Source organism: Micromonospora sp. NPDC047548 (genome assembly GCF_040642975.1).
GTDB lineage: Bacteria > Actinomycetota > Actinomycetes > Mycobacteriales > Micromonosporaceae > Micromonospora.
On the sequence record NZ_JBEYTI010000008.1, the window covers coordinates 130,492 to 147,789 of the forward strand.

A 17,298-nucleotide genomic window follows, 5' to 3' on the forward strand; every position below is an offset into this window, starting at 1 on the left:
ACGCAGCAGGGCGGGCGGCACCGCCACACGCCGCAGGGCTGGCGGCACCGCGAACGCCATAGGGCTGGCGGCACCCGCCGACGCAGCAGGGCGGGCGGCACCGCCACAGGCCCGTAGGGCTGGCGGCACCGCCAGCGCGGCGGGGCTGGCGGCACCGCCAGCGCGGCGGGGCTGGCGGCACCGCCAACGCGGCGGGGCTGGCGGCAGCGCCAACGCGGCGGGGCTGGCGGCACCGCCGCGCGAGGGGACAGCGGCGGGGCGCGGGTGAGGCGCGGTTTGGTGCTGCGGGCGGTGATCCGGTTGACTGGTCCGGTGCTGATGGTGGGACTGACCGGAGGGATCGGGTCCGGCAAGAGCGCCGTGGCGGCCCGGCTGACCGAGTGGGGCGCGGTGGTCCTCGACGCGGACCGGATCGCCCGCGAGGTGGTCGCCCCGGGCACCGAGGGGCTGGCCGAGGTCGTCGCCGCCTTCGGTGACCGGGTGCTCGACGCCGGGGGCGCGCTGGACCGGGCGGCGCTGGGCGCGGTGGTCTTCGGGGACGAGGTGGCCCGCCGCCGGCTGGAGGCGATCACCCACCCGCGGGTGCGGGCGCGTACCGCCGAGCTGGCCGCCGCGGCGTCTCCGGACGCGGTGGTGGTCAACGACGTGCCGCTGCTGGTCGAGGTCGGGCTCGCGCCGACGTACCACCTGGTGGTCGTCGTGCAGACGGCCGTCGCCACCCGCCTGGAGCGGCTGGAACGCGCCCGTGGCATGCCCCGCGCGGAGGCGGAGCGGCGGATCGCCGCGCAGGCCGACGACGCCCGCCGGCGCGCGGCGGCGGACGTGGTGCTCACCAACGACAGCACCCTCGACCAGCTGCACGCCGCCGTGGACACCCTCTGGCGGGACCGGCTGCTGCCCTACGAGCACAACGTCCGCGAGCGGCGGCCGGTCCGCCCGCAGCGCGTGGTGCTGACCGAGCCGGACCCGACCTGGCCCCAGCAGTACGCCCGGCTGGCCGCCCGGATCCGGCACGCCGTCGCCCCGGCGGACCTGCGCATCGACCACATCGGCTCGACCGCCGTGCCCGGCCTGGCCGCCAAGGACGTGATCGACGTCCAGGTGACCGTGCCGTCGCTGGACGAGGCGGACGGGCCGCTCGCCGAACGGCTCGCCCGGGCGGGCTTCCCGCGGCTGCCCGGCGAGTGGTGGGACAACCCCCGCCTGGCCGGCAGCGGGCGGTGGGAGAAGCGGCTGCACGGCAGCGCCGACCCGGGGCGCCCGGTCAATCTCCACCTGCGGGTGGCCGGCTCGCCCGGTTGGCGGTACGCCCTGCTGATGCGGGACCACCTGCGCGCCGATCCGGACCAGCGGGCCGCCTACCTGCTGCTCAAGCGGGAGCTGGTGGCCTCGGCACCGGACAGCGGCGCGTACGCGACGGCGAAGGACCCCTGGTTCGACGAGGAGCACCTGCGGGCCGAGGAGTGGGCCGCGCAGGCCGGCTGGCGACCCTGACCGGTCAGCGGCGGCCCGCCGTGCCGGCCCGCGCCGCCGGTGCCTTCGGGCCGGGTGGCCCGGGCCGGGGCGGCACGATCGCCTCCGGCACCGGCCCGGGGGTGAGGTCCAGCTGGGCCCAGGCGCCCGCCCGGGTGCGCAGCTCCAGCCGGCGGGGCATGCCTGTGCGGTCGAGCCAGTAGCGCAGCCGCAGGCCCTGGGCGCGCAGCTCGACCACCTCCACCACCCGGCCGGCGACCCGGTCGGCGCGCAGCCGCACGGCGGCACCGGGTCGGGCGGGTGTGGTGGCCGCCCGCAGCGCCGCGTCGACCAGCAGGTCGAGGTCGTCCAGCCCGCGTGCGCCGGTCCGCCATCCGGCCCCGGCCGGTGGTGGCAGCGGCGGCCCGTTGCCGGCGCTGCCGGTGCTGGGCTCGACCGGCACCTCCGCGCGAGCGAAGCCGGCCCGGTCGCGCCGCAGCAGGGTACGCCGGCCGAGGGTGTCCAGCTCGGCCACCGACAGGTACGCGGCCCCGCCGGACCAGCTCAGCCACCCCGAGCCGCGCAGGTTGGCGGCGCTGCCGATCGGGACGGCGACGGTGACCGCGGCGCCGGGCTCGGCCCGCAGGCGGGCGGGGAGCCCGGCCAGCAGGTCGGCCTCGGCGTCGGTGAGCGCGCGGGGCAGCCCGGGCCGGCCGCCCAGCGCGTCGACCGGCCAGATGGTGGGCCGCATGCCGCGGTCCAGCTCGACGGCGACCGCCTGCCCGCCGGGGAGCCGCCCCTCCCACCGGTGCAGTCGGGCGTCGCGGTCGACCCACCAGCGGGGGTCGCCGTCCCCGGCCGCCGCCGGGGCGGGTGGGCTGGCGGTGGGGTCGGCGGCGGCGGTGGGCCCGGGCCGCGGGGCCTGGAGGACGTCCACCGGCTCGCCAGCGAGCGTTTCCCGTCCCACCCACCGCCCCGCGCCGCGGCGCAGCGGGTCGGCCGGCTCCGCCCGGTTCGCGCTCAGTCCGAAGAGCAGGTCGAGCACCCCGGCGAGCGTCCGGTCGCCGGGCAGGTCGCGCAGCCGCCAGCGGTCCGCCGGCGGCACCAGCGGCGGCGGCGCCGGCGTGGGGACCGCGGTGGGGTCGGGGCGGACCATGACGACCGAGGGCGTCGCCTGCACCAGCCCCCGGTCGGCGCCCGCGCCCGGGCCGCCCACGTCGAGGTAGGCCAGGGGCCGGGACCAGTCGACCCAGCCGACCAGGTCGGTGCGGGTGCCACCGGCCCCCACGGTCACCCGTACCCCGGCACGCACGTCGCGGTAGTTGGTGACCCGGGTCGCGGCCAGCCGCTCGGCCTCGCCCTGGGTCAGCGCCCGGGCCGCTTCTCCGGGGGCGGGCCCCCAGCTCAGCAGGCCGGCGACCAGCGCCGCGGCCGAGGCAGCGGCGACCACGCCGAGCGCGACCAGGGTGATGCGCCGGCGCGCGGGCTCCGGGGAGGGACCGACCGCATTCAGGTGCGGTCGGGCGGCGAGCGCATGCCGGGCGGACCGGCGCCGCCGCCGGCCGGGCCTGCGCCGCCGCCGGTCCGGGTGGTCGGCCGGCCCGGGCCAGTCGCCGGTGCCGGCGGGTGCCGGGGTACGGGCGGACGGATGCGGCGTCGGTCGCGGGTCGGGGGGCGGGCCCGTTGGGGCGGGCGGGGGCGGCCGGTCGGGGGAGGTCTCCACGAGTGGTTGAACGGCCGGAGGCGGAGAGGGTGACGAGGTAGGGACGCTCGCGGCGGCCGGTCTGCGCCGTGGGCGCGACCACGTCGGGTGCGCACGCCGGCGATGTCCGGGTGCTGCGACCTTCTGTGCCGGGGGTGGGAGCCCGATGAGGGCCCGGCCACCGGCCCGGTCGGCCGCCGCGAGCGGCCTACGGTGTCCAGGCTAGCGCGGCGGGATGTGGCCCACAATGGGAATATTGAAGCCGATCAGGGACCGGCCGTAGTCGCGGCGGAGTGTCGGACCCTCGGCGTACCGTTGGGGTCATGGCGCTCGACATTCCCCGGCTCGACGGCCGCTTCCAGGTCGTCAGCGATTTCCAGCCGGCCGGCGACCAGCCGGCGGCCATCGATGAGCTTGAGCGTCGGGTCCGGCGCGGCGACCGCAACACGGTGCTGCTCGGTGCGACCGGCACCGGCAAGAGCGCCACCACGGCGTGGCTCGTCGAGCGGCTGCAACGTCCCACCCTGGTGCTCGCGCCCAACAAGACGCTCTGTGCCCAGCTGGCCAAGGAGTTCAGCGAGCTGCTCCCGCACAACGCGGTGGAGTACTTCGTCTCGTACTACGACTACTACCAGCCCGAGGCGTACATCCCGCAGACCGACACCTACATCGAGAAGGACTCCTCGATCAACGAGGAGGTCGAGCGGCTGCGCCACTCGGCCACCATGTCCCTGCTCACCCGCCGGGACGTGATCGTGGTCGCCACGGTCTCCGCCATCTACGGCCTGGGCACCCCGGAGGAATACCTGGACCGCGCGGTCCGGGTCGCCGCGGGGCAGGAGCTCGACCGCGACCAGCTGCTGCGCCGCCTGGTCGACATCCAGTACACCCGCAACGACATGGCCTTCAACCGGGGCACCTTCCGGGTCCGGGGCGACACGCTGGAGATCATCCCGGCGTACGAGGAGCTGGCGGTCCGGATCGAGCTTTTCGGCGACGAGGTGGAGAAGCTCTACTACCTCAACCCGCTCACCGGTGACGTGGTCAAGGAAGTCGACCACCTGCTGATCTTCCCGGCCACCCACTACGCGGCGGGCCCGGAGCGGATGGAGCGGGCGACCCGCGACATCGAGACCGAGCTGGCCGAGCGGCTGGCCGAGCTGGAGCGGCAGGGCAAGCTGCTGGAGGCGCAGCGGCTGCGGATGCGCACCACCTACGACCTGGAGATGATGCGCCAGGTCGGCTTCTGCTCCGGCATCGAGAACTACTCCATGCACATCGACGGCCGGCTGCCCGGCAGCCCGCCGCACTGCCTGCTCGACTACTTCCCGGACGACTTCCTCACCGTGGTCGACGAGTCGCACGTGACCATCCCGCAGATCGGCGGCATGTACGAGGGCGACGCGTCCCGCAAGCGGATGCTGATCGACCACGGCTTCCGGCTGCCCAGCGCCGCCGACAACCGCCCGCTGCGCTTCGACGAGTTCCTGGAGCGGGTCGGCCAGATGGTCTACCTGTCCGCCACTCCGGGTCCATGGGAGCTGGAGCAGGCCCAGGGGGAGTACGTCGAGCAGGTGATCCGCCCGACCGGCCTGATCGACCCGGAGGTCGTCGTCAAGCCCACCAAGGGCCAGATCGACGACCTGATGCACGAGATCAAGCTGCGTACCGAGCGCGACGAGCGGGTGCTGGTCACCACGCTGACCAAGAAGATGGCCGAGGACCTGTCCGACTACCTCCTGGAGAACGGCATCCGGGTGCGCTACCTGCACTCCGAGGTCGACACGCTGCGCCGGGTCGAGTTGCTGCGCGAGCTGCGCAAGGGCGACTACGACGTGCTGGTCGGCATCAACCTGCTCCGGGAAGGCCTGGACCTGCCCGAGGTGTCGCTGGTGGCGATCCTCGACGCCGACAAGGAGGGCTTCCTGCGCAGCGGCCGGTCGCTGATCCAGACCATCGGCCGGGCAGCCCGGAACGTCTCCGGCCAGGTCCACATGTACGCCGACAAGATCACTCCGTCGATGGCGAACGCGATTGACGAGACCAACCGGCGGCGGGCCAAGCAGATCGCGCACAACGAGGCACACGGCATCAGCCCGGAGCCGCTGCGCAAGAAGATCCACGACATCCTCGACGACATCTACCGCGAGGCGGAGGACACCGAGAACAGCCGGGTCGGCGGGGCGGTGCGCCAGCTCTCCCGGGGCAAGGCCCCGGTCAAGGAGACCCGCAGCCGCAGCCGGGTCACCGCGGCCGGCCCGTCCCGGGAGGGGATGGCCCGCGCCGACCTGGCGCAGCTCATCCAGGAGCTCAACGACCAGATGCTGGCCGCCGCCCGGGAGCTGCAGTTCGAGCTGGCCGCCCGGATCCGCGACGAGGTCGCCGACCTCAAGAAGGAGCTGCGCGGGATGGACGCCGCGGGCGTGAAGTAGGGGGTCGGCTACCTTTCCGATCCCGAATCGACGGCCTCGGCGAGACGGACCGTGAGGAATTCCCGCTCGGCCTCGTTGTCCGCGAGGTCCAACGCCGCGCGGTAGGCGGTCGCCGCCTCCCGCTGGCGGCCGAGACGGCGCAGCAGGTCGGCTCGGACGGCCGGCAGATAGTGGTACCCGGCGAGCCGGCCGTCCCGCTCCAGGACCTCGATCTCGTCGAGGGCGTTCTGCGGTCCGCGGACCATCGACACCGCCACGGCCCGGTTGAGCGCGACGACCGGCGAGGGCCAGACCTTCAGCAACTCGTCGTAGAGCCGCAGCACCTGGTGCCAGTCGGTGGTGGCGTAGCTGGCGGCGACGGCGTGCAGCGAGGCGATGGCGGCCTGGAGCGCGTACCGGCCGACGCGGCCGGTCCGGAACGCCGCGACGGCCAGCCGGCAGCCCTCCTCGATGGCGGTCCGGTCCCAGGCGGAACGGTCCTGCTCCTCGAGCACCAGGAGCCGCCCTTCGGCGTCGGTCCGGGTGGCCCGACGGGCGTCGGTGAGCAGCAACAGCGCGAGCAGCCCGCGCAGTTCCGGTTCGTCGGGCATCAGGGTCAGCAGCATGCGGGTCAGGCTCAGCGCGCGGTCGACCAGGTCGGCGCGGACCAGGTCGGTGCCGGACGGCGCGGTGTGCCCGGTCGTGTAGAGCAGGTGGATGACGGTCAGTACCGCGTCCAGCCGTTCGGGCAGCTCGCTGGCGCCCGGCACCCGGTAGGGAATGTGGGCCGCCGAGATCTTCTTCTTGGCCCGGGTCCACGAGCAGGGGCATCTTCGACCGGAACACCCGTTCCCGGCGCAGCACGTCCAGCGCCCTGCGTTTCGCGGTCGTGGTGAGCCAGGCGCCGGGCTTGCGGGGTACGCCGTCGCGGGCCCAGGCGTCCAACGCGGCGACGTACGCGTCCTGGACACACTCCTCGGCGACGTCGAGGTCGCCGGCGACGCGCGCCGTCGCGGCGAGCACGAAGGCCCACTCGCGACGGTGCGCGTCCGCCACGGCGCGCTCGACCGCCGCCGTACCGCCGTGGTTGCCGGCGCTCACTCGGCCGGCGGCACGAACAGCGGCCGGACCTCGACGCCGCCGTCCCGGGTGGCCGGGTTGAGCGTGGCGATCCGCAGGGCGACGTCCAGATCGGGCGCCTCCAGCACGAAGAACCCGGCGACGACCTCCTTGGCCTCGACGAACGGGCCGTCCGTGACGACGTCGCCGCGGATCGACGTGGCGGTGGTGCTGGGCTGCAGCGCGAACCCCGTGACGATGCGGCCGCCCAGCTCCTCCACCTGGGCCGGGTACCGCTCCAGCAGTGCCACGTAGTCGGGCGTGAGGTCCATCGGGTCGGCGGGCGCCGGCGAGTGGATCAGGATCGCGTACTGGGGCATCGGGTACTCCTCGAATCGGTGTTCATCCTCTGCCTCGCCGACGCACGGGCACAGCCGGATTCGACAGCGGTCCGGGACATTGTTCCCGGCGAGCTCCGCGCGGTTGCGGTACGCAAGCGAGGTATTGCCCTGGGTGACGGTCCTGCGTACCCTCCGTCGTGGGGAGGCCGGGATGCCGTTGTCATCGAGTCCTGTCATCCGACGTGCGCGACTCGGCGCCGAGTTGCGCCAGCTACGCAGACGGGAGGCGCTCACCCTGGAACAGGTGTGTGGGCTGCTCGGCTGGGCCTCCACCTCGAAGCTGTCCCGCATCGAGCTGGGGCAGAGTCGGCCGGACCTCGCCGACGTGTTCGACCTGCTGGACGTCTACCAGGTGCCATCGCCGCAGCGGGAGGCGCTGATCGTCATCGCCCGCGACGCCGCGACCAGCCGCGGCTGGTGGAAGGCGTTCGGCGAGATGCACGAGCGGCAGCGCACCTACGCCGAACTGGAGGCGGGGGCGGCGGCCATCGTGGAGTACCAGCCGGCTCTCGTGCCCGGTCTGCTCCAGGCACCGGGGTACGCCCGGCTGCGGGTCCTCGCAGGCCGGTTGCTGCACCCGGACGTCGACGTGGAGGCCGACGTGCGGGCCCGGCTCGTCCGCCAGGAGGTGCTGCGTCGCCCCGACCCGCCGCGCTACACCGCGCTGCTGGACGAGCGGGTCTGCGACCCGGCCGGCGTGCCGGTCGAGGTCTGGCGGGAGCAGTTGGGGCACCTGCTCGCCCTGGCCGACCTGCCGAACGTGACGATCCGGGTCGTTCCCGGGACGGCCGCTCCGCCCGGCGCGGTGCACCCGTTGACCGCATACTCCTGCTACTCGTTCCCCGACCCGGCCGACCCTCGCACGGTGATGCTGGAGACGCTGACCAGCGACGTGCGGCTGGTGACCGACGCCGACGTCGCCCGTTACGAACGGATGACCGGTTGGCTGTCGGCGGTGGCGCTGAGCGGGGAGGAGACCGGGGCGCTGCTGCGCGACCGGGCCGCCGGGGCCGCCGACGTCGCTCGCCCCGGCACCGAGGGGGAGCCGGCGGGTCGCGCCGGCGGCGGGTGAGCGGCGCTCAGCGATGCCGCTGGAAGCCGCCCTCCGAGTCGATCACCTGACCGGTGATCCAGCCGGCCTACGGTGAGCAGAGGAAGCGGATCAGCCGGGCTGCGTCGGCCGGGGTGCCCCAGTGCCCGGCGGGGAAGAGCCGGGCCACCGCGGCGTGCACGTCCGGCGGGGCGTAGCCGGTGTCGGTCGGCCCGGGGTTGAGGAGCCGAACGGATTCCTCGGCGTCGACGTGGGCATCGCCAACATCGCCACCACCAACGACGGCACCCGACACGCCGGCAAGGGCCTGAACCGGGTCAGGCATCGCAACCAGCGGCTGCGGGCCAAACTTCAGCGGGTCGGCACCAAATCGGCCAAGCGGCTGTTGAAGGCCCGCCGCCGTAAGGAAGCCCGGTTCGCGGCCGACACCAACCATCGCATCGCCAAGCAGATCGTGACCGAGGCCGAACGCGCCGGCCGTGGTATCGCCCTGGAAAACCTCACGGGCATCCGCGACCGGGTACGGCTCCGACGGCCCCAGCGGGTCACCCTGCACTGGTGGGCATTTCACCAACTCGGCCAGTACATCGCCTACAAGGCGACCCGGGCCGGGGTGGCGCTCGTCCACGTGGACCCGGCGTACACCTCGCAGGGCTGCTCCGCCTGCGGGCACATCGCCAAGGCCAACCGGCCTAACCAATCCACCTTTCGGTGCACGTCGTGCGGCTTCGCTGAGCACGCCGACGTGAACGCAGTCCGCAACATCGCCGGACGCGGTCATGCGGACTGGGGGCGTTGGTAAGAACCGCCCCATGAGTAACGCCAGCGTGTTCAGTTTGCTGAACACCCATCGAGCGGGCAGGGTGGCGACTCGTGAAGATCGTGGAGCGGATGGCCGCTTGGCGGCGAGAGCGTCGGGTGCTGCGGCGGGTGTCGCGGGCGGCGTGGCGGCTGGACCAAGCCGAGGCCGAACGCAGTTGGGCGTTGGTCTCAGCGCGGGCCGAAGGAGTGTCGATCCGCAAGCGGGCCGCCGTGGCGGGACTGTCACCGACGCGGGTGCACCAGATCGTGGCCGCCGCTGATCTTGACGCGCTCGACGCCGCGCTAGGCGAGCTACGGGCGGCCGGTTGGCCAGCCCCGGAAGACCCCGACGGCGACGATGACGCCGAACTCGACAGCCGGGAGCTGGTCGCCGACCGGCTGATCGACGAGGTGGGCTGGCTGCGCCAATGCGCCGACTGGCTGATCCATCTGCATACCCAGCTGTACCCGCCCGTTGTAAATCTGCGGCCTGAGGGAGACCACCCGGACCGGGCGCAGGTGGTGGTGGACGTGCCGCGGGTGGCGGCGATCCTGTACCGCATCGCCATCGACGTTGACGAGCTGGCCCGCGTCCGCCGCGTCGCCGACCTGGAGAACGCGGCTGTCCTGCCAGACCGGCGTGCCGAGCGTCGCCGCCGGGTTGCCGAGCCGGACCTGGACTTCCGCGAGTTCTGCCGCCGCAAGCAACTGCCGGCTTCCTCGACCCCGCAGCTCGAACGCGCCTGGGACGCCTGGCAGGCCGAGCGACACCGACGCGGTGAGACCGACACCCCACGGGGTGTCGCCGAGATGAGCGCCAACCCCGCCAGTAGTTGATCTTGAACGCTTGATGGGGTCAGCGGTGAGTGTCCGTGGTGAGGGCGTTGACGCGGTTCTCGTATTCGCGGCGGGCCTTGCGCTGTGCCGGGACTGCGGAAGTCCCCGGGGCGCCGTCGAGGGGCTGGCAGATGTCGAGGAGTCGGCGGTGGACCGTCGGGCACCGCGGTGACGCGCAGGGTGTAGCCCTGACCTCGTCCAGGCCCAGATCCCGCGCCATCCCGGCTGCCCACCCTTTCCCGCGAGCCCCTCACCAGGCCGCCCGACGCACTCACCGTGGACGCCGTCGCGGCCCGCGCGGGCGTCCACCGCACGACGGTGTACCGACGCTGGCGGGGCGTCGGCGGACTGCTCGCCGACGTCCTCGACGCCGCGAGCTACGACGACTGGCAGCCCGAGGACACCGGCTCCCTGCCAGGAGACCTGGCGGCACTGAACCACCAGATCCAGACGGCACTGACCGCCCAGCCGCCGATCACCACAGCCTTGATCGCCGCCTCCTTCCGTTCCGACGAAGCCGCCCGCGCCCTACAGCGCTTCTGGGAAGACCGGTACGCACGCTGCGAGATCGTCGTGCAGCGAGCAGCCCGGCGCGGGGACATCCCTGCGCACACCAACGCGCGGCAACTGCTCATCGCCGCCACCGCGCCGCTGTACCACCAACTGATACTTCTCCGCACGCCACCCGATCCTCGTCTGCCCGACCACGCAGCCAGGAGCGCCGCCCTTGCGGCATCCGCCGGCGCCTTCTCGAACCCAGGTGGATTCCCGTTCGCGCCGTCGGCGGGCGGCGCGAACGGGACGCGGCTCAGCTAATCGGGCCGAAGATCTCGGTGCGGTCGAAGTCGGCATCCATGCCGTCCAGCACCGCTCCCAGTTGCTTCTCCTCGTACTTGAAGTGCGTCTCCATGACCGCCTCGATCCCGTCCAGGTGGCGGTGTGCCACCTCCGGGTCGGTCGAGTCGGCCACCGCCTTCTGCAATCCACCGATGAGGTGCTCGATCATGTTGTGGTCCTGAGTCAGCTTCGCGACCACCGGCGCCAGGTCGGGTCGCGCCCGTACCAGTTCCGGGAACAGCGAACCGTCCTCGGCGCGATGGTGGCCGGACAGGGCAGCGCAGAACCCGTGGCAGAACAACAGCAGGTCGATGGCGGCGTCGGCGGGGTCGCCGCCGTCCAGTCCCGCCCGCGCCAGTGCCAACGCATTGCGCAGCTTGCCGTGCACCCGCTGCAGTTCCCCGCCCCAGGCGGTGACGCGGTCAGTCGGCAAGAACGCCCTCCCGTCGCAGCCAGGCCGCGCACGCGGTCGTCCAGGACGCGGTGTGCGGCTCGCGCGCAATGAACTTATGCGGCTCGCCGCCGTATTCCACGCCGTCGGCGAGGCCGATGCCGTGGCTGCCGCCCGGGTAGACGTGCAACTCCACCGGTACCGCGGCGGCCGCCAGCGCCCGGGTCCACTCCAGGGCGTTGGGCAAGCCCGGCGGGTCCTGAGCGGTGGCCCATACGAAAGTCGGGCACACCGACGCGTCCACATGCTTGGCCGGGGATAGCTCGTCCTTGATGGGCAGCAGGTCACCGAGCAGGTTCTCGACCACCGGCGGCGGCAGCAGGTCGAGGTCGGCCAGCGCGTAGGCCAGGATCGCGAAGTCCGGTCGGGGCGGGTCGGCGACGCCTTCCTCGATGGACAGAACCTGGCCGGTCATGAGCAGGCCAGCGAGTTGGCCGCCCGCGCTTGATCCGATGACGCCGACCCGGCCGACGTCGAGGCCGTGGTCGCCGTTGCGGATGTGGTCCAACCCGGCCCGGGCGTCTTCGAGCGGGGCCGGGAACCGGTCCGGCAGCAGCCGGTAGGACAGGACGAAGGCGTGGATGCCGAGGCCGGACAGCCAGCGCGCGTAGCCTTCGCCCTCGTGCGGTGGAAGTTCCCGGAAGCCGCCGCCGGGCAGGACGAGGACGGCGGGTCGGGGGCCGAAGAACCGGTCCTCGGCCGGGTAAAGCGTGATCTTCTGTGAAATTGGGGTGGGAATGGCCGAAGCCACCTTTCGATACGACGCCTCCATGCCTGACGAGCCATCCGCCACCGGCACGCGACGCTGCCTGGAACTATAACCGCGAAGGCCAGATGGGCGGTTGCGTTGCGCTGCCGCAATGGCGTCAGGGTGAGCACGCAGTCTCCGAGGACCGCGAGTCGGCGTCATCGCCTCACACTGCGTTCTCGGCAACATTCCAAGCAGATCCGGGCCTCAATGCCTGACGCAGCAACCCCTCCGGGCTGTGGACCGCATCACCGGTCCATAGCCGCCAGCTGTCCGGGAAAGACGCGCAGCACCCGGTCAAGCGCGCCTTGCGCATGCCGCCTTCTCAAGCAGCCGCGCGGCGGCCCCTCCGACTGGGATGCTGGTTACTCGTAACACCCGGGAAAGGCACACGCCGATGCACCGCAGCGCGTCACAGGCCGGAGCGCCAGCCCTCCAGAATGCGACACAACCTGCGGGGGACACGGTGTCTGCAACGACTACCCCCTTGCTGCCGCCGCTGCTTCTGCTGGCCGTGGTGCCCAAGGGCGCCGCCGCGGTGACCACCGCGCGCATCAAGCACCGCGCGGACTTCCAGAACATCTCCGACAACCACCTGCGCTACCTGCTGCGGTACTACTCCACCGACCGCCGCCGAGGTCCGCGCCGCCACCATGTCCGGCTTCCTCACCAGCTGGTACCGGGAGATCACCGACCGGATCAAGGCCACCCACCGGGCCGCGGCCCCCCGCCCTGCTGCGGGTGACCCTGGCCGGCTCCGCCGCCGGCGGGCTCATGCTCGCCGCGACCTGGGCGGCGCTCGGATGGCTCGCCGCGACCGGCCGGATGGACCTTGCCGTCGCCGCGACCGCCGTCACCGCCCTACGGACCTCGACGGGCGCGCTGACGTCGCTGGTGATGGCCGCCGCCCGCACGTTCCGCACCAGCCTATACCTGGAGCTTGCCGTCCTTCCTGCGCCACGCGAAGACGCTGCGCGCCGCACGCGGCACCAAGACAATCCCGGCCGGTGCCCCGCGCGTGATCGAGGCGAAGGACATCACGTACACCTACCCGGGCGCCGAGGCCCCGGCGGTCGACGGCGTCAGCCTCACCCTGCGCCAGGGCGAACTGATCGCCCTGGTCGGCGAGAACGGCTCCGGCAAGACCACCTTCTCCCTCCGGTAACTCGACCGCACGCCGCACGAAGTCGACGACCATCTCCGGATACTCCTCTGGCTTGGGGAAACGCCCCATCCGTTGATACGACTTCAGCGCCAGCAGCAACGCGAGCTGATGCTCATCGGAATCCATCCGCTCCGCCGCCCACGCCGCCTCCTCCCGAGTCGGCGTGAAGAACAGATGCAGCTCATGCGCGGTGATCAGCCGCTTGAACCGCGGATACGCGGTCCGCTCGATCGAGGCCACAACCCACCCCAGGCCCCAAGACGATGGTCAACATCCCACCACCAACGACGCTGAGCCAAACGGGTGACGGCCGCTCGCCCCGAACCTCAAGATCAACTACTGGCGGGGTTGGCGCTCATCTCGGCGACACCCCCCACCGTTCGAGGCGGACAACCCGTTCCGACCACGCTGACGCCCCCGATCACGGCGCGATCAAAAACAAGATGTTCAGCAGACTGAACGCCATAGCGGTGTTCGTGACCCCGTTCTTACCGGTGCCCCGACTGGGCAGCAGTCAGCCTGCCGAACGCGGCGTGACCGGTGCAGCCAGCATCGAGCACGATCTGCAAGCTCGGCCCTTCAGGGCACCTTCAGGGCCGAGAAGCTGACCCCGGACGGGTATCCGGCGTCGCTGTACGCAAGCAGTATGACAGGCGTACGCTCTGCGTATGACAGAGCCTCGGCGCCGCTTCACGATCTCCGTCCCCCCGGACGTGGCTCAGACCCTGGAGAGCCAGGGCAACCGCATGGCCAGCGCCTACGTCACCGAGTCGGTACGCCGTCGCAAGCGGGTGGAACAGCACAAGGAGTTGCTGCTCGCCGCCGGCATCCACGTCACCGAGCAGGGTCTCGCCGAGGCCAGGGCCCGCCGCCTAGGCGTGGAAGCCGAGTGGCCCCAGGAGCGGTTCGAGGCCGAGCGCGCCAAGATCCGCGCCGACATGGAGGCTGAGCTGAGCGGCGACGACGCTGCTCACCGCGCTGACGCCGCGTGACCCCCGAGACGAGGCCGCCGGTCCGGCTGATCCTGGACCGGTCAGCCCTGCTGGGGTACGCCGTGCTCCGGACGGTGCATGTGGGCGAGCCCGTCCACGAGGTGATTGAGGACGGGGTGCGGTTCGGGGTGCCGGTGGCGGCAGCCGCCGAGGCCCTGGTCATGGCGACCGGTAAGGACCTGGCCCTACTGCACAGGCTGCTGGCCTTGCCCGCCTGCGCGCTGCTGCCGGAGCGGGAGCAGGACCTGCTGGAGCTGACCTACTGGCGGCGCAGGACCGACCGCTTCGACCTGGCCGCGGCCGCAGTGGCGGGCCTGGCCCACGCCGCCGCCGTGCTCACCAGTGAGGGCCCCCGGTACGGGGACGGGGTGCCGCTGATCTACTTCCCGGGATGACCTGCGGCGAGCCGAGCCGCAGCCGGGCCACGGCCGTGCCGATGCCGATCCGCCGGCTCACGCCGGTCACCAGGAAGACCCGATCACTCATGATCGACAGTCAACCCGCCGCGTCCGGGCCGGCGCCAGGGGTTATCGCCGCGGGGGCACCGGACCCGGCGCCCCCGAACGCGCCGGGGCCGGTGTACCGCGCGTGCGCCGCACGATAACCGGGGGGTACGACAACGACGGGGTGGATCGGCGGGCTCAGGCTGGCACGTCGACGAAGTGCTCGATCCGGGGCGGGCCGGCGAAGTGCGGGCCGATCAGCGCCCGCCACTTCCCGAACGCCTCGGTGGCCCGGAAGTTCTGGTCGTGCGCGTCGACCGAGTCCCACTCGACCAGCAGCACGAACCGGGTCGGGGTCTCGACGCCCCGGGTCATCCGGGCCGACCGGCAGCCCTCGGCCGCCGTGATGAGCCCGTACGCCTGCGCGTAGGCGGCGGCGAATTCGTCCTCGTGTCCGGGCAGTACGTCGATGAGCGCGACCTCAAGCACCATGACCGAAGCCTCGCACGGCCGGCGGTGGGACCGGCGGCGCGGGGTCTGGCTCGCCGGTCCCACCGCAAGCTGGCCCGGCTGCGCGCCCGGCGGCGACGGTCTTCGTCGGGCAGCGGACCGTGACGGCCAGCTCCGTCCTGACACCTAGCCTCCTAGGATGGCCTGTCGGGTGTGTGGCACGCACCGTGTCGGAAGGCGATACTGCCGGCAATCCTGGTACCTGGAGATGCGGTGGCCACCCTCGATGGGGAACAATGGCCCCCGAGGAGGGGAGTATTCCCCCGCGACGGAGTCGTCAGCACGGTCGACCGCCGAACCCGGCGGCCCGACCCGGCGCCGTCGGTCATCGTCCCGCTTGCGGGTCGCTGGCGGAAGAGACCTCCGACAGTCACCAGAGTCCTCGTCGCCGCCCGCCCCGCCGTCACTCGGCGTACGGTGTGCCCGACGCCGCGTGTCTGCCGGAGGAATGGATTGAACGTGTCCGGATTGGTGTGGGCCGGAACCCTCGTCGCGATGACGGCGGTCCTGCTCATCGACCTCTTCATCATCGGTCGGCGACCGCACGAACCCAGTGTCCGGGAGTCGAGCCTGTGGGTCGGCTTGTACGTCGGTCTGGCCCTGCTCTTCGGTGCCGGGCTGTGGCTCACCTCCGGCGCGAGCGTGGCCGGCCAGTTCTACACCGGTTGGCTCACCGAGTACAGCCTCTCGGTGGACAACCTCTTCGTCTTCGTGATCATCATGGCCCGGTTCGGGGTGCCCCGGCAGTATCAGCAGAAGGTGCTGCTCATCGGCATCGTGCTGGCCCTGGTCATGCGCGGCGGCTTCATCGCCGCCGGCGCGGCGCTGATCTCCCAGTTCTCCTGGGTCTTCTACATCTTCGGCGCGTTCCTGATCTACACCGCGGTGAACCTCGCCCGGCAGGGCGAGCCGGACGAGGACGAGTTCAGCGAGAACGTGCTGATCCGGTGGAGCCGCAGGGCGTTGCCGATCTCCAGGGACTACGACGGCGCGAAGCTGACCACGCACCAGGCCGGCAAGCGGCTCTTCACCCCGATGCTGGTCGTGATGATCGCGATCGGCACCACCGACCTGATCTTCGCGCTGGACTCGATCCCGGCGATCTTCGGCATCACCCAGGAGCCGTACCTCGTCTTCACCGCGAACGTCTTCGCGCTGATGGGGCTGCGGCAGCTCTACTTCCTCCTCGGCGGCCTGCTGGACCGGCTGATCTACCTCAGCTACGGCCTGGCGGCGGTGCTCGGCTTCATCGGCGTCAAGCTGGTGCTGGAGGCGCTGGCCGACAACAACCTGCCGTTCATCAACGGTGGCGAGCACGTCGCGTGGGCCCCGCACATCCCGATCTGGCTCTCCCTGACGGTCATCCTCGGCACCCTCGCCGTGGCCACCGCCGCCAGCCTGGCCAAGTCGTCCCGGGACCGCCGCCGCGAGTTGGCCGACGCCCGGCGCTGACCGACCTGCGCACGCGAGAAGGGGCAGCCCGTCCGTCGGGGTGCCCCTTCTCGCGTACCGGTCAGACCCGGCGGACGGCGACCAGGGTGGCGGCCCGGTCGGCCGGTAGCTGCTCCTCCAGCACCCGCCCTTGCCGGTAGCAGGCGTGCAGCATCCGGCGGTCGCCACCGGGCTCGGCGGTGACGAAGCCGACGTGGTGGATCGGACGCCCGGGGCGGGCGAAGAAGTACAGGTCGCCGGGGTGCTCCTCGCCCAGCGGCACCGGGGCGGTGGCCTCAGCCTGGTCGTCGGCGTCCCGGGGCAGGGTCACCCCGAACCGGCGCCAGGCCAGGTGCACCAGGCCCGAACAGTCGATGCCGTGGCTGGAGACGCCACCCCAGATGTAGACCACGTCGCGCAGGCGCTCCGCGACGGCCAGCACCTCGCCGGGCTGCGGTCGCCCGTGGGGGAGCGGGACCACGTCCGCCTCGGGGATCCACAGCGGCCCGGGGTGGCCGGGGGCGTGGACCGGTCGCCATCCGTCGACGGAGCCGCCGGCCGGGGGGAGTCGGGTGCCGAGGACGACGCCGGGCAGGGCCACCGGGCCGCCCGGCGTGACGTGCAGGGCGCTGACCGCGGCGTCGACCACCAGTGGGGCGCCGGTGGGGGTGACCGGGGCATCGGGGGCCAGGTGGGCGGTGGGCAGCCAGCCGGGGTAGCCGCGCGGGTCGAGTTCCGCCGCGGGCTGCTCGACGGCGACCACGCGGGCCCAGCCGTCCGGGCGCAGCTCGGTGACCAGCACCCGCTCGCCGAGCAGCAGCTGGCTCAGCACGCACTCGCCGACCCGCTGGTCGGTGTCCATCCCGGCGATCCAGGCCGCGATGTCGGTGCGGGGGGCGAGGGCGGGGCGGTCGACGGGGCGTACCGCCTCGGGGGTGGCCCAGAGCGTCGCGACGGCGACCCGGACGACGGCCTCGCGGCCCGGTTGCAGCTTCACGTGGACCTCC

At 72.7% G+C, this 17,298-nt stretch carries 17 protein-coding genes and 2 pseudogenes; 11 read left to right on the plus strand and 8 right to left on the minus strand.

What is annotated here, in order from left to right; all coding sequences use genetic code 11:
• Window positions 1-312: 312 nt before the first annotated feature.
• Complete coding sequence (coaE, locus tag ABZ807_RS11545; protein WP_357155596.1) at window positions 313-1,494, plus strand: dephospho-CoA kinase; 1,182 nt, start codon at window positions 313-315, stop codon at window positions 1,492-1,494.
• 4 nt (window positions 1,495-1,498) lie between these two features.
• On the opposite strand, the gene ABZ807_RS11550 is transcribed toward coaE, so the two are convergent.
• The gene (locus ABZ807_RS11550; RefSeq protein WP_357155443.1) at window positions 1,499-3,175 is read right to left on the minus strand and encodes a hypothetical protein; all 1,677 of its coding nucleotides are present in this window, start codon (window positions 3,173-3,175) and stop codon (window positions 1,499-1,501) included.
• Window positions 3,176-3,477: 302 nt separating this feature from the next.
• On the opposite strand from ABZ807_RS11550, the gene uvrB reads away from it, so the two are divergent.
• On the plus strand, window positions 3,478-5,586 hold the full coding sequence (gene uvrB, locus ABZ807_RS11555) for an excinuclease ABC subunit UvrB (protein WP_357155445.1): 2,109 nt from the start codon (window positions 3,478-3,480) through the stop codon (window positions 5,584-5,586).
• Window positions 5,587-5,594: 8 nt separating this feature from the next.
• On the opposite strand, the pseudogene ABZ807_RS11560 reads toward uvrB, so the two are convergent.
• Together ABZ807_RS11560 and ABZ807_RS11565 are read right to left on the minus strand one after the other, a co-directional pair.
• Window positions 5,595-6,588, minus strand: a pseudogene (locus tag ABZ807_RS11560) (DUF6596 domain-containing protein).
• Between the two features lie 74 nt (window positions 6,589-6,662).
• Window positions 6,663-7,004, minus strand: a complete 342-nt coding sequence (locus tag ABZ807_RS11565) for a YciI family protein (RefSeq protein WP_357155447.1) — start codon at window positions 7,002-7,004, stop codon at window positions 6,663-6,665.
• A 172-nt stretch (window positions 7,005-7,176) separates the two neighbouring features.
• On the opposite strand from ABZ807_RS11565, the gene ABZ807_RS11570 reads away from it, so the two are divergent.
• The 4 genes from ABZ807_RS11570 (at window position 7,177) to ABZ807_RS11585 (ending at window position 10,530) form a co-directional block, all read left to right on the plus strand.
• Window positions 7,177-8,097 (plus strand): helix-turn-helix transcriptional regulator, encoded by a 921-nt coding sequence (locus tag ABZ807_RS11570; protein WP_357155449.1) that lies wholly within the window; start codon window positions 7,177-7,179, stop codon window positions 8,095-8,097.
• 121 nt (window positions 8,098-8,218) lie between these two features.
• Window positions 8,219-8,878 (plus strand): transposase, encoded by a 660-nt coding sequence (locus ABZ807_RS11575; RefSeq protein ID WP_357155451.1) that lies wholly within the window; start codon window positions 8,219-8,221, stop codon window positions 8,876-8,878.
• 71 nt (window positions 8,879-8,949) lie between these two features.
• Window positions 8,950-9,714 (plus strand): hypothetical protein, encoded by a 765-nt coding sequence (locus ABZ807_RS11580; RefSeq protein ID WP_357155452.1) that lies wholly within the window; start codon window positions 8,950-8,952, stop codon window positions 9,712-9,714.
• 225 nt (window positions 9,715-9,939) lie between these two features.
• Window positions 9,940-10,530: a TetR/AcrR family transcriptional regulator C-terminal ligand-binding domain-containing protein gene (locus tag ABZ807_RS11585; RefSeq protein WP_357155597.1), complete on the plus strand. Its 591-nt coding sequence runs from the start codon at window positions 9,940-9,942 to the stop codon at window positions 10,528-10,530.
• Here ABZ807_RS11585 and ABZ807_RS11590 read toward each other — a convergent pair.
• Window positions 10,523-10,984 (minus strand): hemerythrin domain-containing protein, encoded by a 462-nt coding sequence (locus ABZ807_RS11590; RefSeq protein ID WP_357155454.1) that lies wholly within the window; start codon window positions 10,982-10,984, stop codon window positions 10,523-10,525. The genes ABZ807_RS11585 and ABZ807_RS11590 overlap by 8 nt on opposite strands.
• The gene (locus ABZ807_RS11595; protein WP_357155456.1) at window positions 10,974-11,753 is read right to left on the minus strand and encodes an alpha/beta hydrolase; all 780 of its coding nucleotides are present in this window, start codon (window positions 11,751-11,753) and stop codon (window positions 10,974-10,976) included. The genes ABZ807_RS11590 and ABZ807_RS11595 overlap by 11 nt, the downstream gene beginning before the upstream one ends.
• 463 nt (window positions 11,754-12,216) lie before the next feature.
• On the opposite strand from ABZ807_RS11595, the gene ABZ807_RS11600 reads away from it, so the two are divergent.
• Entirely contained in the window at window positions 12,217-12,495 is a 279-nt protein-coding gene (locus tag ABZ807_RS11600; protein ID WP_357155458.1) for a hypothetical protein, read from the plus strand.
• A gap of 195 nt (window positions 12,496-12,690) precedes the next feature.
• Window positions 12,691-12,915: an ATP-binding cassette domain-containing protein gene (locus ABZ807_RS11605; RefSeq protein ID WP_357155460.1), complete on the plus strand. Its 225-nt coding sequence runs from the start codon at window positions 12,691-12,693 to the stop codon at window positions 12,913-12,915.
• Between the two features lie 54 nt (window positions 12,916-12,969).
• On the opposite strand, the pseudogene ABZ807_RS11610 reads toward ABZ807_RS11605, so the two are convergent.
• A pseudogene (locus ABZ807_RS11610) lies at window positions 12,970-13,155 on the minus strand (DUF4158 domain-containing protein); the annotation flags it as partial.
• Window positions 13,156-13,583: 428 nt separating this feature from the next.
• Here ABZ807_RS11610 and ABZ807_RS11615 point away from each other — a divergent pair.
• Complete coding sequence (locus ABZ807_RS11615) at window positions 13,584-13,907, plus strand: hypothetical protein (RefSeq protein ID WP_357155462.1); 324 nt, start codon at window positions 13,584-13,586, stop codon at window positions 13,905-13,907.
• On the plus strand, window positions 13,904-14,302 hold the full coding sequence (locus ABZ807_RS11620) for a hypothetical protein (protein WP_357155464.1): 399 nt from the start codon (window positions 13,904-13,906) through the stop codon (window positions 14,300-14,302). Before ABZ807_RS11615 ends, ABZ807_RS11620 begins: the two co-directional genes overlap by 4 nt.
• Before the next feature lie 246 nt (window positions 14,303-14,548).
• Here the strand turns inward: ABZ807_RS11620 and ABZ807_RS11625 are convergent, their stop codons facing one another.
• A complete protein-coding gene (locus ABZ807_RS11625; protein WP_357155466.1) occupies window positions 14,549-14,842 on the minus strand; it encodes an antibiotic biosynthesis monooxygenase family protein in 294 nt (97 codons plus the stop codon).
• Window positions 14,843-15,313: 471 nt separating this feature from the next.
• On the opposite strand from ABZ807_RS11625, the gene ABZ807_RS11630 reads away from it, so the two are divergent.
• Complete coding sequence (locus ABZ807_RS11630) at window positions 15,314-16,312, plus strand: TerC family protein (RefSeq protein WP_357155468.1); 999 nt, start codon at window positions 15,314-15,316, stop codon at window positions 16,310-16,312.
• Window positions 16,313-16,373: 61 nt separating this feature from the next.
• Here ABZ807_RS11630 and ABZ807_RS11635 read toward each other — a convergent pair whose 3' ends face one another.
• Entirely contained in the window at window positions 16,374-17,288 is a 915-nt protein-coding gene (locus ABZ807_RS11635) for an NlpC/P60 family protein (protein ID WP_357155469.1), read from the minus strand.
• Between the last annotated feature and the right edge of the window lie 10 nt (window positions 17,289-17,298).

What these genes read in the sequence shown, in the direction of transcription:
- uvrB (WP_357155445.1), top strand. Translation starts at nt 3,478, where the DNA reads ATGGCGCTCGACATTCCCCGGCTCGACGGCCGCTTCCAGGTCGTCAGC.
- ABZ807_RS11565 (WP_357155447.1), bottom strand. Translation starts at nt 7,004, where the DNA reads ATGCCCCAGTACGCGATCCTGATCCACTCGCCGGCGCCCGCCGACCCG.
- ABZ807_RS11570 (WP_357155449.1), top strand. Translation starts at nt 7,177, where the DNA reads ATGCCGTTGTCATCGAGTCCTGTCATCCGACGTGCGCGACTCGGCGCC.
- ABZ807_RS11615 (WP_357155462.1), top strand. Translation starts at nt 13,584, where the DNA reads ATGACAGAGCCTCGGCGCCGCTTCACGATCTCCGTCCCCCCGGACGTG.
- ABZ807_RS11625 (WP_357155466.1), bottom strand. Translation starts at nt 14,842, where the DNA reads ATGGTGCTTGAGGTCGCGCTCATCGACGTACTGCCCGGACACGAGGAC.